Source organism: Hahella sp. CR1 (assembly GCF_029813005.1).
GTDB lineage: Bacteria > Pseudomonadota > Gammaproteobacteria > Pseudomonadales > Oleiphilaceae > Hahella.
The window spans coordinates 316699-332618 of record NZ_JAPELK010000006.1 but is presented as its reverse complement, the minus strand read 5'-3'; the positions used below and the strand labels follow the sequence as shown (position 1 = coordinate 332618).

Here is a 15920-nt window from a genome sequence, read left to right as displayed (position 1 = left end):
GCGCCTTCCAACAACTGAGTCTGAATCAAACCAGACAGGCCTGATCACCGAAATCAAAACTTCCCATTGTCATTCTTCCATTGCGACCTGGGAGGGATGGGTTCAATGGTGTCCCAGTGTTCGACTATTTTTTCTTGCACTCGGAACAGGTCGTAGAATGAGCTGTGCGTATCGCGCCACAGGCCTTCGCTGACGCTGAGAACAAAGTCGCCTTCCGCCAGGACTCGGTGCAAGGTTGTGTAGGTTAAGGCGTAACGATCATTTTCGCGTAAGGACAGAGCTTCGTGGAGGGATGCAACGCCGTCGCGCATCTCGGGATTGTGCTGGATAAAGTCTGTGCTGGAGACGAACTCCTCCAGCCGTTGCAGTTGTCGATTTATCAGTACTTCGTTCACGTATTCCCGCACCACCGTTCTATTGGTTTCCGTCAAATGTAAGTCGCTGGATTGTTGTGGACCATCCAGCATGCCGTGTCCGGAAGGGTTTGGACCCGCCAGAGGCTGGAGATTGTCCCAGTGCTCCACCGCCAGGCCGTCTTCGAAACGAAACACCTCAAACGCCGCCTTAACTGAGGAGAACTCGTATTTCATGTGGGCGAACACAAAATCCTGATCTTCAAACGCCCGCACCATCGTCACTTTAGGTCCGGTCTTGGCGATTTGCTTGAACAGCTCCGCCAGTCCCAGGCTGCCCTCGCCGGTATGAGGATTGTGCTGCACATACCGTTTCTCGTTAACGACGCTGGCGGCGTCCGGGTCGCCGGTTTCTATGCCTTTCAGCAGTTTGAAGACTTTCTCTTTGTTGCTCAGTTCACTCAACATGATGCGACTCCTTTTTTGATTTTGATGCAGCACCAGCTATACCCGGTTATAGCAGTTATATCAGTTTTAGCAGCTGTGGAAGCCAGGCCCGACCTACGCAGACCTGGCTTTTTCGGAAGCACGTCTGCGGGATGATCAATCCTGCGCAGGACGCCAGGGGAACGGCCCCATGAATTCATCCGCCAGGATGCGCCAGACGTTCATCGACAGCCATTCATCATAGCCGACCCAATCTTTGTATTTGGGCAACCGCAATGTGGAGGCGATGGCCATGGGCGGCGTGCCTTTCTTAAGTTCAGCATAAAACTCGGCGCGCAGGTCCTGCAGGTAGGTCAGTTGCGCTTTGACATCTTCTTTGTCGCCGCCTTTTAGAGGCTCGGCTTTTTCGTTGTGAGAGAAAATGACGGTGTCGAAGTCGAGTTTAAGCACTTCATTCAGGGTTCTCTCCCACTCCCGCAGATTGAAGTCCGGCACGACGGAGAAGATAACCCGGTTCGGCGTCACGATATCCGCCAGATAGGCGGTTTTGCTTTGCGGCAGATAGAAAACGGTCATGCCCAGGCCGTGATTCATGCCGAAATAATGCAGGTCGATTTTCAGGCCATCCACATCGAACTGCTTGTAGTCGCCCTTCCAGGTTAATGTCGGCGCCGTCATGTCGGGATAGGGATTGGCCCGCATCCAGGCCGCCGCTTCTTCATGAGCGACGGTTTCCGCGCCGGCTTGAATAAACACCTGACCGCCGCTGGCGTGATCCCAGTGGTTGTGGCTGTGAAAGGCGTATTTGACGGGCTTGGCGGTTATCTTTCTGATAGCGGTCAGCATGGCTTGCGCATGTTGAGAGTTCATCGTCTCGAAAACGACGACGCTTTTGTCCGTGATGGCGAACATGGAGATATAACCGCCGTCCAGGCTGAAGGAATACAGGTTATCGGCGACTTTATAGACGGTTTCCTGCACCGCCGCCTTGGCGGGCGCGCCAGTCAGAATGGTCGCCAATGAGACGACGATGGATGCAAAAATGCGTTTAAGTGAATGTTTCATACCAGATACCCAAATGCGGATTAATGTGAATCTGCATCCAGTATATTTAGTTGCACTTATTGATATGAATACCTAGGATTGCAAAACCTAAATGCAAAAAGTGCAATAAGATGGGCTCTCCTGAAGCGATCTTTATTCGCGTCGTCGAAGCCGGCGGCTTCAAACAGGCCGCGTTGCAACTGAACATGGAGCCTTCGACGGTGAGTCGCAAGGTCGCCAAACTTGAGCAACGCCTGAAGGCGAAACTGCTGAACCGCTCCACCGCCCAAACCACGCCGACCGAGCTGGGCAAAGCCTACTATCAGGGCCTGCGCAGGCTGTTGGACGAGCAGGACGCTCTGGAAGAAGAGATTTTCAGCAACAGCAAAGACGTCAAAGGACATCTTCGAATCGCCACCACCGTGGATCTGGGAGACACCTTCATCGCTCCCATTGTCGAGCAGATGCTGAAACTCGCACCCGAGCTAAGCGTCGAGCTGATCCTGGGGGCGGACATCGCAGATCTGCCAAGAAGCAACATCGACGTCGCCATCCGCCTCGGCCGCATCGAAGACTCGGAAATGTACGCCAAATACTTGGGCGAAATCCCCCGAGTGCTGACCGCCAGCCCGGAATACCTGAAAGCCCACGGAACCCCGAAAAAGATCAGCGATCTGGCGCAACACCACTTCGTGCTCTACTCCCAACTGCAAGCCAAATCCGACATCCAATTCCAGGACGGCAACCACTTCCCCGCCGCCAAAATCCGCAGCGCCATCATGGCCAACAGCCTCAAATCCATCGCCTACTTCGTAAAAAGCGGCCTGGGCGTCAACTGGGGCCCAAGATGGCTCTACGAACAAGACCTGCAAGAAGGCAAACTAATCGAACTCCTCCCCGCCACCCCCACCGAAAACTTCACCGTAACCGCCCTCTACACCACCCGACAATTTCTGCCCTATCGGGTGCGGTGGTTTTTGGAATTGCTGGGGGAGCGGTTGGAGTTGGGTTAGGATGAATTTGATGGGGTTTTGTATTATTTTCAGAGAGTAAAATTGCGGTACGAAACTGGAAAAACCTCTAAAATTTCTCGTGGGTACATAAATGTAACGCTAAACTATAAGCGCTCGCCAGTTCTACTGAGAGCAATATTCACCCTTGGCTTATATTTTTTGGCGCAGCATGCAAGCGAATTATTGAGTAAAGCAAGAGCCCCTTAAATTAGTACTTCTTGCCTATTTAAAGTCTGCTAAGATCGAAAAGACACTTACTCTAGAGCCGAGTGTCACAGATGATGAGGGCTAAGGTACAAGCCTTGAATAGCACATGGAATAGAAATATACAAAGCTCATTAAATACAAAGTGCAATTGGAAACAAATAATCATGCCTTCACAAGACTTAGTGTTGACACCATTTTTGAAATGGGCCGGAGGAAAGCGATGGCTTGTTCAAAAATACGGAAGCATACTCCCTAAAAAATTTAACCGGTACATAGAGCCTTTTCTTGGAGGTGGGTCGGTATATTTTTATCTAAAGCCAAAGAGTGCAGTTTTAGGAGATATAAACTCAGACTTAGTCTCTGCTTACAATGGAATTAAAGAGAACTGGCAATCTATTCAAAGGCTATTAAGCATTCACCAGAAAAAGCATTGTGACGAGTATTATTATAGTGTGAGGGCGAGCAACCCAACTTGTATAATAGATAGAGCGGCACGATTCATATATCTAAACAGGACATGCTTCAATGGAATATACCGAGTTAATCTCAGAGGTGAATTCAATGTCCCTAGGGGGAGTAAAAACTCTGTAATTCAGGATACGGATAACTTTGAGGAGCTCTCCAGAGTCCTGAGCAATGCAATAATAAAAACCTCGGATTTCGAGACTCTAGTCGATCTAGCGCAAGATGGAGATCTAATTTTTGCAGACCCTCCCTATACTGTCAGACATAACTTAAATGGATTCATAAAATACAATGAAAAATTATTTTCATGGGATGACCAAGTAAGATTAGCTAACGCCTTGTTTCGTGCAAGAAACAGGGGTGCTCATATTGTATTAACAAATGCAAATCATGAGTCCGTAAGAGAGCTATACACAGAAAGGGATTTTGATATTGAAACCGTTAGCAGGTATAGCTCTATATCGGCAAAAAGCTCCAGCCGAAGCCAATATGAAGAAATTGTAGTACAAGCATAGAAAAGGAAGCCATATGTCTACCACAAGTCTTTCCAATCTCGTAAACAACACTTCAACTCAAGACAACCCGATAAACGCATTACGTGTATTCCTCAGTAAAGAGGAGCGGTTAGAACAGGCTAGAAATGTTCAGGAAATGAGATTCGTCGGTTACGTACTGGAACTTGGCTATGAATCAGCAAAAATAATAACCAGCGACCCATACAAGCTTGCAGTCGGAGGCATTCCGAGAGGGTCTTTCTTAATAATGGCACCGACTAATCCAGGAGACCTTCCGTTACATTTTACTCTATTAAGAGTCACCGGAGTTTGCCCAACACCTCTTAGCAACCAAGTTCAGCAAACTTATTTTGAATTACATAAAAAGTCTATGCCAGAACTAGATGTATGGACACAAAACGAACTCCAATGGGGCGCTTTAGATTGCGATGTATTGGGCATGTTCTATGCAAATCCAAATGATATGTGCATGCTTGCATTTTCTGGCGATGTTAACAATGTAGTAAGTGCACATAGATATAAAGTTTATTCGCCAGATGATGCATTACTTAACCTAATAGTAAACGGTACAGTTAAACTCCAAAATCAGTTCGAGATTGGTGAATTAAGAACTATGGAGTGCGGGCTAAGGTCCGGCGGAAGCAATACCAGTACACCAGTAAAAATCTCACTAAATGATTTTAAAGGCTGTAGAACAGCCATGTTCGGAAAAACCCGCTTAGGAAAGTCAAACGTTGTTAAGTTAATTGCTCAAGGAATGCTCGAAGCAACAAAAACAGATAATAGTGTTGGTCAATTAATATTTGACATTAATGGTGAGTATGCAAATGACAACCCCCAAGATGGAAATGCATCTATTCGTTCTGCATTTGAGAGTAGATGCAATGTATACGCTCTAACAGAAAGAAAAGAAACACCTTCAAAGCCATTGCGCCTAAACTTTTATGAAGATCCAAGCGAATGTATTGAAATACTCGCATCTCTACTTAGCCAGGACAACCAATCATCTAATTATATTAAAAATTTTTCCTCTGTTAAGCTTCCCACTATAAAGTCTATATCAGCATTAGGTTATTCAGAGAAAGATAGACCAATAAGAAAAATCCAAATGTATTGGTCAATTCTAAAAAAAGCAGGATACATTGCTGATGAGACCAGATTAAAGTCTTTGGGATTGCTGTCGAAAAATGCTAAGAATTTCGATCCGCATTTCAACAATAGCTTACGCGAAAAAATATATGGAAAAACAGCAAATATCCCTAACCCTCCGAATAGCCTTGACACTCTCGTTGGAGAGTTTGAATCTATAGCTAAATATATAAATGAAAATGATGCATCAAGTTTAAAATCCTCAAGTGGAGGATCAATGTTTGATGCAGATGACTTAGCTTTATTGGGCTTCTTGAAACCAGCGTCAGGTTCTGGCCCATCAATTCTTCGCCCATACATGATTTATCATCACCCTCAAGCAAGTGGCTTCATCAACGAAATTCTTGATCTCTTAGACAAAGGGAAAACTGTGATTCTGGATTTAGGAAATGCAACAGATCAAGTCAGGCGCTATTTTGCTGACATGCTATCAAATGCTGTTTTTTCACATCAGGAGAAAAAGTTTGTAGGCAACAGTTTGGGAAGCAGCTTTGTTCAACTATATTTTGAGGAGGCCCATAACTTATTTCCTCCTGAAAGCAAGGATCTTACCGGTGTTTATGCCCGCTTTGCTAAAGAGGGCGCGAAGTTCCACATAGGAATGGTCTACTCAACGCAATCACCCTCAACTATCAATAAAGACTTATTGGCACAAACAGAAAACTTTTTTGTTGGACACCTCTCTAGCCAAGATGAAGCTCGTTCTCTTTCTAGAGTTCAAGTTGCTTTTTCTGGGATTGAGCAGGATATTTTAAGAGCAAAAACTCCAGGATATATGCGAATGCTAACGCTTTCGCACAGGTTCGTAATTCCGGTTCAAGCCTATAAATTTGAAGTTACTACAAAAGTAAGCTTTGTCTGATCAATAGGAGAAAAGGATATGGCATACCAATCATCTGGAAGGCTTCCTGGTGAGAGCGCATCGAAGCTTGGTCATTTAACTGTTACTAGAAGTGACTGGGTGAAGTCACTAATTTCTGATTTTGAGAGTTCCCTTCTTTCCAGTGAGGATCACAGCAAGACTACATGGCACGAGTTCGATTGCGCCTCGGCAAATACCCTTAAGAGTGTGTGGGCTACAGATGGTTCTTTTGCAACAATTAGAACTAGTAGTCAACCATCCAAAGAAGTCTCTTTTGTAAAAACGGCATTACTCACAGTAGATAAATGCCGTCTAGATGCAATCGATAAAGAGCATCCCCACCCTTTATTATTGCAGGACATTATGGCTGATAGTGCTGTTTTCCACGCCACCGTGTTTCCGTTAAAAAATGTCCGAACTTCTCTTGGATCAAACTATGATGCTATACGGCATATCGTTAAAGATTCAATGAAAATTGATGAAAATGGTGCGTTTTTCGAAACGTTAAAATGGATCGTATATAAGAAGTGGAATAATAGTGAAAAGTGTGCCTCCCCTGCTTTCAGGTGCCCATGTTGTGGTGAGGAGGTCAAGTCAGGTTTTCCCTATGACTCAGATGAAATGACGTGTCCGCTGTATGGTTGTGGCGAGAAGATCTTTCTGACCGATATGATTGGATTTCATCTTGACATGGATGAAGATAGCGCACCAGACTCAATTGCTTCCTCTTATATGCTTATTATGGAGCATATGATGCTTTTTACTGCTATAAGGCTCCTTTGGAATCACAGTGATAAGACTATACTCAGTCATACTCTTTTTATTAAAGATGGGGCGCTTACCCTACGAAGTCAATACTCCAAGTTAGTCCCTCCAATCCGAAGCTTTTTACAGTTTGCAAAGGATACTGGACGCCCTGTTCATATTATTGGTCAGGAAAAATCAGGTGCATTTTTTGACCATCTATCAACAATAGCTAGGTTTCCGAAGCCACATACTCATGAGGAAAATTTATCATACGCGGTTCTGACACATGATTATGTTAGAAGTGAAGTATACAGATCTCCAGATATGACAAACCCTTATGGAAGCAGAACAAACTGGGGGGAAAAGGTATATGTGAAGCTAGATCCGGCTACACATTTTGTCCTTAGTATCCCTACGGGAAATTACAACCCTGCTGGTGATTTCCCTGCATCTCATAATTTAATTGGGTTGGAACGAATTTTAGCTACATTGCCAAGTTTAATTAGTAGAAAATTTGAGGGGGCATTATTTCCTGTAGAGCTAGCTAATGGAATAGCCTCGATGTCCAGCTACCCGTCAGCAACCGTTTTGCAAAAATTTACTGAATCAAGCAGCACCTAGCTGATTTTTGAAAGCTGGACTCTCACTACAATTCAGACTGCCGCCTTGCTTGGGTTTCTATAACTATCACCGATATCGCCCCCATATCCCCTCAATCTCCCCGCTATCAAGCAACTCCTTAATCGCCGCATTCAACCGGTCCAGTGCGGCGGCTTTGTTGGGGTGGATGCGTAGCATGACGTCTACGCCGCCGACTTCGAAGCCGGGTTCGAGGCCTCGGTAGACGGGGTTTTCGCGCATGCGGTAGAGGACGAGGTCTTTGTTGATGATGACCTGGTCCAGGCGGCCGGCGAGTAGCATGGTGAGGAGTTGGGATTCGCCGTTGACGTCGTAGCGTTCGATGGCGCCGCTTTGGAAGAGTCTGGTGAAGGTTGGATATTGGTAGCCGCGCACGACGCCGATGCGTTTGCCGATTAAGTCCGAGGGCGCTTCGACGGGCAGGCTTTTATTGCGGCCGAATAGCAGGATGTCGACGGATTGCGCATAGGGAATGGTAAACAGCCCCAGGGTTTTCTCCCCTGCCCGCCATGCGGGATTCACTCCCGACTCGATATCCACCAGATTTTCATTGAACATCATCAAGCCGCGGGCCAAGGGGTGTGTTTGAGAGATGAAGGTGTCGCCCGTGATGCGGCTGATGGCGTCGAAAAAGTCTTTGTAGAAGCCGGTTGGGACGCCATCCTGGTAGAAATAATAGGGGGGAAATTCCGTGTTATGAGCCAGCACTCTGAACTCTTCCGCGTGCGCCCCATCCTTCGGCGGCCATAACCCGATCAGGAGAACGAGGAGGCTTCTCAGAAAGATACCCGCCAACAGCTTTCGTAGGGTCATTCTTGCTCTAACTTCTTTGACAAAGGCATGTGAAAAAGCGTGGCTTTCCCTGCGTCCGTTTGACGCCGCCTTAGCGTAACGCGCTTGCTGCCGGTATACGCCTCGTACGTTAGGTAGCTACCGGTTAAAGCAGTCTGCTCTGATCATCTCCTTTTTGGCATGACACATTTGTAAATCAATGCAAATTCAGCCGCCAGACAGTCCCGCCCGTTTTCACGAGACCGGCTTGTCTGGCGGCCGATATGACAGTAGGCGGGTTATTTGACTCCGTAATCCGCCAGGATCTTGTCGTAGGTTCCGTCCGCTTTGATGGCGGCGAGACCCCGATTGTAAGCCTCGATGATTTTCTGGCCCTGAGAGTTAGCCTTGCCGGTGGCGACATGCAGGTCGTTCACTGACAGGGCGTTACTGGTGAACTCCACCGAGCCCAGGTCGATGCCGGCGTCCTTCATGACAGACTTGGCGACGATCTCATCTTCCAGGGTCAGGTCCACGCGATCGCTCAACAGCTTTTTAACGTTGGCCTCAATCGTCCCCGCTTCCGGTCTGGAGAAATTAGTGGCGTGAGTGAACTCGTCGCCATAGCCGTAACCGCTGACGATGCCGACCTTCTTCCCGCTGAGACTATCCAGCCCATTGAACTCAAACGGGTCGCCTTTGCGCTTGATAAACTTGATGCTGTTCTGCGCGTAATAGTTGCTGTAATTCAGCACCTTGGCGCGCTCCTCCGTGAACCAGGCGCCGGGCAATATGTCGATATTGCCGTTGATCACGTCATTCAACGCCCGTTTCCACGGCAGGATTTTGAAATCCACCGTGTAGCCCTCTTTCTCCATCGCCGCTTTCAGCAGCGCGATGGAAATTCCGGGATCGCTCCCCTCCTGTATAAACGGCGGCCAAGGGTCCTGCGCAGCTGTGACGGTCTCCGCCTGCGCGGAAAACGCAACGAGCATGGTCAGAATCAAGGTAGAAAGAGCCTTCATGCTTATACCTCTCTGTTTGAGATAGATCATTGGCGTAGGCCGATAAACCTCGGGGAGAAAGTTCATCAGGCGAAGGTCAAACGGCGTTGTTTACAAATCCCCAGGGTGGCGTGGCGCAGCGGCCAGTAACCGTAATAAGGTTAGTTTATAAACAGGTCGCCAACAAATTGCAGCGCCGCCGTGTGTAGGCTTTTGGGGAGACAATATTGGGGGTGGCGGTAGTTTTTAACGTGGGAGTCGCCTTGAACGTTTGGATGTTGGAAGGCGCTCCGCTTATCCAACCTACTTTGGGAGGCGGTGTTAATTGTAGGTTGGATAAGCGAAGCGCCATCCAACTGTTTTCGTGAAACGAAAATACAGCGCGGATCTTGGCGGGGCTTATTGAGAAGAAAGTTTGAACGCGGCGGTAGTTTTGAACGTTTGAATGTTGGAAGGCGCTGCGCTTTTCCAACCTACTTTGGGAGGGGGTGTTAGTTGTAGGTTGGATAAGCGGAGCGCCATCCAACTGTTTTCGTGGAATGAGCGCCGGAGTTCAGTTCGACTCCGGCGCATGAGAAAGGCTAGCGATCGCTAATCAGATAGACGTTGTCGGCGGAGCCTTTGGGCAGTTCGGTGGCGCTTTGGAACAGGAAGTTCTGGAAGTTGTTTGCGCCGTTGAGCACATGAATTTCCGTACTGTTCACGCCATTGCGTTTAAAACCAATCAGGTCCGGCGCGCCGTCGCCATTGAAGTCAGCCACGCGGAAGCTCCAGTTGTCATCGGTGGCGTGCAGCGCTGTGGCGGAGTGGACGACGAAGTTATCGTAACCGCTTTGCGCGCTCAGGATGTGCACCTCCGTTCTGTTGGAGCCGCCTCGTTTGGCGATGTACCAGAGGTCGGGCCGGCCGTCGCGGTCATAATCGCTGATCAGGAACTCATCCGACGAGTTCGGGCGCAAGCCCAGCCCTGTGGCGTCATGCAGCAGGAAGTTCTGCGGGTTTCTACCGTCCAGCACATGCACCTCCGTGCGGCCGCTGCCTGTTGTGTTATGCAGGATGGCCCAGATATCCGGCTGGCCGTCGCCGTTGTAGTCCCGTATCGCCATATGATCGTTGACGTTTATGTAGCCTAATGCGGTGCCGGACTGGAAGATAAAACGCTGCAGCCCGCTCTTGCCGTCCATGATATGCACCTCCGTCGTTCCCGTGCCGGTGTTGCGCTTTTTGAAGCCGGCGATATCCATGTAGCCGTCGCGATCCCAGTCCGTCATATCGAACTGCCAGGCTTCGTTAGCGGCTTCCAGCGCGCTGTTCTGCGCGGCGGTGGAGATGAAACTCTTGCTGCGCAACAGCTTCTGGAACGTGGTTCTGGCGCCGCCTTGTTTGTTCAACACATAAACATTGGGAGCCAGCGGACGATTGGCCCCTGGCGCGCACCCGGGATTCAAACATACGAAGATAGAGCCCAGTTCGCCGGGATTTCTGAAATCCGCGCCAGCAGGCGCTTTGAAGCGCACAAACAAACTGCCGTTCTCATAAGCCCAGGCGTTGCCGTCAAACGCGCGCAACGCCGCCCTGGCGCCGACCGAACCCAACTGAATCAGCGGACCGGAGAATCCGTATTGCCCCGCCGGCGTTCCCAGATAGACATACACGTTAGGCGCCACGCCCGGCAGCTCCAAGGTCACATACTCGCCGCTGCTCATGCTGTGATAATCGAAGCGGGTGATGCTGGGAATCTGGTCGTGATAGATGTAGGCGTAGTTATAAGCGCCGTCGACCATGGGCAACAGACTGACGCCTTCGATTTCCTTGCGGGACTCGGTATAACGGGCTCCGTCGCTACGGAAAAAGGTGCTGTCCTGACGTCTGCGGCTGACCAGCGGCGCCGGCGGTAGCCAGATTTCATCAGAAGGACGCACCTCCACGTAGGCGAAACGACGGCGACTTTCCATGCCGCTCAGCCCATCTTTGATGCGGCTGCTGTTACCGTCGACCAGCATGGGATGGTCCTGGGTGATGGCGGTCATAGGCTGGCCGGTGAATGTCCCGTCCACATCGTAAATCGCCCCGTTGAACCAGACCGGGCCAATGTAGTCGTTTCGATAGCGCACCTGATAACTGCCCGGAGATACCGTGGTGTTGTGCAGGGAGTGCCCGGAGTATTTGATGTTGGCGCCCCATTGGTCGAACAGGGTGAAATTGTCCCGCTCGAAGCCGGTGAAATGGGAATCGCGAATACGCACCGGCCCATCATACAGAATATGCCCGATCGCCAGACCGATCACGCCACTGGACGCGGATAGACCCAGCGGCGCCACAGGTTCGTAGTTTTCCGAAGCGCCCACCCAGAGCACGCGGTTGTAGTCCGTCACCCAGGTGCTGGCTTCGCCTTCATAGTTATCCGCCACGATCAGGTCGTTGTAGGTGCTTTTGCCGCGATTGCCGCCTACGCGGGAATACATGCCCAGGTAGTTTTTGTACACCGTCAGCCCATTAATGACCGGCTCCTGCTGGGGCATGTAGTCATTGTTCAGGTTAGGCGTTTGCGAAGCGTCATTGGGGGTGGGCGCCATGCCCAGCAACCAGCCGTGGAAACTGGAGTGCGCGGTGTTATTGTCAATAGCGCCGGCAGGCAGGTTCTGCACATTGGGATTCAGCCCCGGAACGAACACCGGACTGTTGGGGTTCTGATGAAAAGCGAACCAGAAACCGGAGCCGTCGGAACCGGCGGCGTGATTATTTTGCACGATGTTATTGGGATTGGTGATCCAGAAGGTGGACGGACCGCTGGCGTTTCTCAATCTGCCATTGGTGAAATCACTGGGCAGCAGCGCGTATTCCGGCGCGGGCTTGCGAGTCACCATGCCCAGATTGCCGACGATACGGTTGCCGGTCTCGTTGCCGTCCTCCATGAACAGGGCATGCCCCAGGTTGTCGTAACAGACGTTGTTTTCCACTGAGGCGTTGTTCGTGCCATGAACGGTAATCGCGCGATTGTAGGTGTGGTGGATACTGGAGTTGCGAATGTATTGCCCGGCGGCGTTGCCGGCCAAATGCCAGTGGAAAGGATAACGTCCCAGCTTGCGGCGCTGCCCCATGCGAGTCAGCTCGACATTGGAAAGACGACCGAAAGCGCCGCGCATCACCATGATATTGCCGCCATAGGCGATGCGGCCGCTGTCTTCGTCCCCCTGAATCCGAAGATTACGGGACAACAGGCCCACTTCCGCGCGTTCGTCCAGCGTCCAGCTTTGTCCGTTGTCGCTGTATTGCTGCAGTTTGCCGAAGTGGTTATAGGCAAGGCGGTCATTGAGCGTGAGCGTCTTTCTGTCGCCGCTAAGGCTGACGATGGTGAATTCTTCCGCGTGATTCATGTCGAAGTCGCTGGAGGCGATGACAATGCGATCTCCCGCCCGCCAGTTCACCGTCTCTTTCAGCGTGATGCTGTTGTCGCCAATCGCAGCGGAGGCGCCCAGTTGCGTCCAGGACCGCTGGGGCTGGCCATGCATTTCGATACGTCCGCCGTTCATGGCGTGAATCAGCTTGGATTCCGCCGCCGGATTATCTCCCAGCAAAGTAATCACGCCCTGGCCATTAAACGGCGCCTCTTCCCGGCCCAGCTCCAATAAGCCGCCCGCCATGACGTGGATTTCCGCCACATCCAGCGTAAAGTCGCGGTTGACGGGCGCGGTGAGAATCCCCTCGTTGATGATCACACTCGCCGCGTTCAGGTTATCCAGCACCATGGTGGAGCCGGCGGGAATATAAACTTCTTCGCCAGGCCCGGGAACCGAGTTCTCCAGCCAGGACGACGCCTCCGACCACATCGGCAGCTTCTCCAACTGCACGTCGTCGACAAAGGCGGTGTTATCGCCGCTTGCGCTCAGGCCGCTCAATAATAATTGGTATTTGCCGGGCTCCAGCCACATCGCGGTGGAATGATACAGGCGATAGTTAGTGTCCTGCGGGCGGATTCGGCCAACCTGACTGCCGGCGAGCGATACCCGCAGCGTTTGACCTTGAGAAGAGTTGATGCAGCCCCGTTGCGCTCCACGCAGATTGACGCGGTAAGCGCCTGCGCTGGGGATGGTAATGGTTTTCTGCACTTGCCCCGTCTGCTGGATAAACAGCGCCTGCTGGCCCTGAGGCGTGGCGGGATTGCATGAAGTAAACGCAGAGCCGTTTTCGGTAATGCCCGCGCTATCGGCGAAGGCCCACTCACCGCCTTTGGGAAGATATTGATAGCCTCCCGAGGGAACATCCGGCGTCTCAAAACCGGAATCGCCAATAGGCGTCACCACGCCCTCACCGACCGCCGTCACCGCCATGGCGCTCTGACAAAACGTCAGCGCCGCGACGGTCGTCAGGATGGAAAGCGCCCCCTTGCGTTTTAAGACTGAGCCGCGAGTCGGCTCGTCAGTATGATTATTCGTGTCACCCAAGTTCATTTTATAGTCTTCCACAGTGCATTGATTCTTAGCTCTGGCTCGCCTGAACCCCGATTAAAGGCGTTAGGAATCTATGCTTCAAACAGACATAGAAATCCCCTATCCAAAATCACCCTTAAACGTTTCAGATTCGACATAGATAAATTAAGTAAAAAGTTCGGCATTGCTATCTTTGTCACCGAAACCAGAACCTCATCCTTTAAGGCGAATAACCGAAATGCATCAAGCCAATAACCGCTGGCGCGGCAATCAAATTAATGCGGTGTTTCCGTTATCCGTATCCCAGGCGAACATTAACATAAGTTCACAGTCAATCCATTAGGGCAATGTTTATAACCCATACGGCATAACGATGAATAAAGAATTATCAGAGTTAATATGCAACTTAATCTGCATCACCAATGATAGGTTTTCATATTTTAATTATGCGTCGTTGCAACCTGTTTCGTATGATCCCACAGTCCTGCTGACAGGCCCTGCAAGCCTGATTTAGGCTATTCAGCGACATAGCGACATATAGAAAGGGAGAGCTTTTCGTGTCAGAACTTATTAGTGAAATGAAGAAATTCGACGAAACCTGGGAAAAGGAAGCGCTTAAGGCTTTTTCTCGTCTGTTTTCATCGCAGCAAATAACGGAGTTTGATCAGGCTTTGTTCGGCGATCAATTTGATAACTTTCGTCAGGGAATGAGCGTCATGTTTCCTGATTCGGATGATATTAATTTTAAAAGAATAAGGTCCAACAGATTAAAGCTTCTCGGTTATAGCTGGCAGGCGGATATAAAGACATGGATCAAAGTGCCGGATTAACTGCATCATGATGCATAAGCCGCCTGCTTTTCGTTTAAACAATCCGATAATCAGGCGGCGACATTCAAACACTGGCCGTTGGCGGGACAGCGTTGTTTATTGACTAATCTGCGTATTTCACCTGCCGCGCCAGACTCAGTTGTTCTTTACAGCAAACCAGAATCGCCAGGCAGACGCAGAGCAGCGCCGAGACGATGGGGGCGCTGACGCTGATATTGGCCACAAAACCAAAGGCGAAGCCGGAGAATCCTGCGCTGAAGGCGGCGATGGCGGCGGCCATTCCCATGATGGAGCCTTGCCTGCTCGCATCGACGCTCATGGATAGCTGCGCCATCAAGCCACTGTATGACAGGCCAAAGCCCACCGCGCCCAATACCGCCAGCAGATACAGCACATAGGGATGCGTGTTAAGCAGAGTTCCGCCGATGCAGAGCGCCATCAGGCCCAACGCCAGTCCAACCATGCCAAGCGGCTTCAGCATTTTCATGGCGGCGCCCACCAGAAACAGGAAAGCCGCCGCCAGGCCAAAGCCGACCCAGGAGACGAAACTGCTCACTTCCTGCTGGCCGAAACCGAGCCCGCCAGTCAGATACAGACCGATAAACTGGAAGAAGGTATTCCAGCCCACCAGCATCAACAGCAGGAGCAAGGCGTAAGTGCGGATATCCTTGATTCTGACTGCGTCGAGCAGGTTCGCAATGGGGTTGGGAAGCGTCATCGCCCCCTTATCGGCGTCCGCTTGCTGGTCCTGAAACACCAGCAGCAGGATCAGCAAATTCACCACGGACAGCGCCGCCACAAAGATAAAAGGCGTCTGCAGATTGAACCAGGGAACTAGCGCAGGATCGCTCAGATAGCCGCCGATCAACGGGCCGACAACATAACCCAGGGAGACAAAGAACATGATGTAGCCAATGTACCTGGCCCGCTGTTTCTCCTCAGTGACATCGATAATAGAGGCCTGCGCGACGGGCAGACTGCCGGAAAAGAAACCGCCAATAAGTCGCCCGGCCATGAACAGCCACAGGCTCTTGAACGCCAGGGCGAGCGCCAGCAAGACATAGCTCATCGCCAGACCGCTCAGGCACAGCAACAGCGTCTTCTTCCGTCCCAGGCCATCAGACAAAGCGCCCAGCAAGGGCGCGCCAAAAAACATGGCGATGGAGAACGCGCCCAGCGCCACGCCGTATACGCCATTACGGAAACCTTCAGATCCTTCGCTGATCAGCCCGGCCACGGGATCGTGGGCGATGGGCGTCAACATGGGAATAATCAGGCTGGCGCCCAGATTATCAATGAAGATAACCAGATAAATGCCGATTAAACTCAACATCCTTATGTTTGTCATAAAACCTCTCGTACTGGAGCGCCCTAGGAGAACGCCCTATATTTTTCCCATTATTTGCTATTTGATTTGGCGCTTTATTGGCTTCTTAATCCTGGC

Annotated in this window: 11 protein-coding genes; 5 read left to right on the top strand and 6 right to left on the bottom strand. The window is 50.6% G+C overall.

Annotated features, from left to right (window positions below; genetic code table 11):
* Positions 1-53: 53 nt before the first annotated feature.
* Together ONV78_RS17030 and ONV78_RS17025 are read right to left on the bottom strand one after the other, a co-directional pair.
* Positions 54-821 (bottom strand): hypothetical protein, encoded by a 768-nt coding sequence (locus tag ONV78_RS17030; protein WP_279504887.1) that lies wholly within the window; start codon positions 819-821, stop codon positions 54-56.
* A 135-nt stretch (positions 822-956) separates the two neighbouring features.
* Positions 957-1865, bottom strand: coding sequence for an MBL fold metallo-hydrolase (locus ONV78_RS17025; protein ID WP_279504886.1), 909 nt, complete (start codon positions 1863-1865; stop codon positions 957-959).
* Between the two features lie 110 nt (positions 1866-1975).
* Between ONV78_RS17025 and ONV78_RS17020 the strand changes: the two genes are divergently transcribed.
* The 4 genes from ONV78_RS17020 to ONV78_RS17005 all read left to right on the top strand — a co-directional run bounded on the left by ONV78_RS17020 (position 1976) and on the right by ONV78_RS17005 (position 7423).
* Positions 1976-2857 carry a LysR family transcriptional regulator gene (locus ONV78_RS17020; protein ID WP_279504884.1) on the top strand — a complete coding sequence of 294 codons (882 nt, stop codon included), beginning with the start codon at positions 1976-1978 and terminating at the stop codon, positions 2855-2857.
* A gap of 371 nt (positions 2858-3228) precedes the next feature.
* Complete coding sequence (locus ONV78_RS17015; RefSeq protein WP_279504882.1) at positions 3229-4044, top strand: Dam family site-specific DNA-(adenine-N6)-methyltransferase; 816 nt, start codon at positions 3229-3231, stop codon at positions 4042-4044.
* Between the two features lie 13 nt (positions 4045-4057).
* Positions 4058-6055, top strand: a complete 1998-nt coding sequence (locus tag ONV78_RS17010) for a DUF87 domain-containing protein (protein WP_279504881.1) — start codon at positions 4058-4060, stop codon at positions 6053-6055.
* An 18-nt stretch (positions 6056-6073) separates the two neighbouring features.
* A complete protein-coding gene (locus tag ONV78_RS17005) occupies positions 6074-7423 on the top strand; it encodes a hypothetical protein (RefSeq protein ID WP_279504879.1) in 1350 nt (449 codons plus the stop codon).
* A gap of 66 nt (positions 7424-7489) precedes the next feature.
* Here the strand turns inward: ONV78_RS17005 and ONV78_RS17000 are convergent, their stop codons facing one another.
* The 3 genes from ONV78_RS17000 to ONV78_RS16990 form a co-directional block, all read right to left on the bottom strand.
* Positions 7490-8254 carry a transporter substrate-binding domain-containing protein gene (locus ONV78_RS17000; RefSeq protein WP_279504877.1) on the bottom strand — a complete coding sequence of 255 codons (765 nt, stop codon included), beginning with the start codon at positions 8252-8254 and terminating at the stop codon, positions 7490-7492.
* 257 nt (positions 8255-8511) lie between these two features.
* Complete coding sequence (locus ONV78_RS16995) at positions 8512-9237, bottom strand: transporter substrate-binding domain-containing protein (RefSeq protein WP_279504875.1); 726 nt, start codon at positions 9235-9237, stop codon at positions 8512-8514.
* Positions 9238-9797: 560 nt separating this feature from the next.
* Positions 9798-13667: a G8 domain-containing protein gene (locus ONV78_RS16990; RefSeq protein WP_279504874.1), complete on the bottom strand. Its 3870-nt coding sequence runs from the start codon at positions 13665-13667 to the stop codon at positions 9798-9800.
* A 536-nt stretch (positions 13668-14203) separates the two neighbouring features.
* Here ONV78_RS16990 and ONV78_RS16985 point away from each other — a divergent pair.
* Positions 14204-14476 (top strand): hypothetical protein, encoded by a 273-nt coding sequence (locus ONV78_RS16985; RefSeq protein ID WP_279504872.1) that lies wholly within the window; start codon positions 14204-14206, stop codon positions 14474-14476.
* Between the two features lie 103 nt (positions 14477-14579).
* On the opposite strand, the gene ONV78_RS16980 is transcribed toward ONV78_RS16985, so the two are convergent.
* The gene (locus ONV78_RS16980) at positions 14580-15824 is read right to left on the bottom strand and encodes an MFS transporter (RefSeq protein ID WP_279504870.1); all 1245 of its coding nucleotides are present in this window, start codon (positions 15822-15824) and stop codon (positions 14580-14582) included.
* Between the last annotated feature and the right edge of the window lie 96 nt (positions 15825-15920).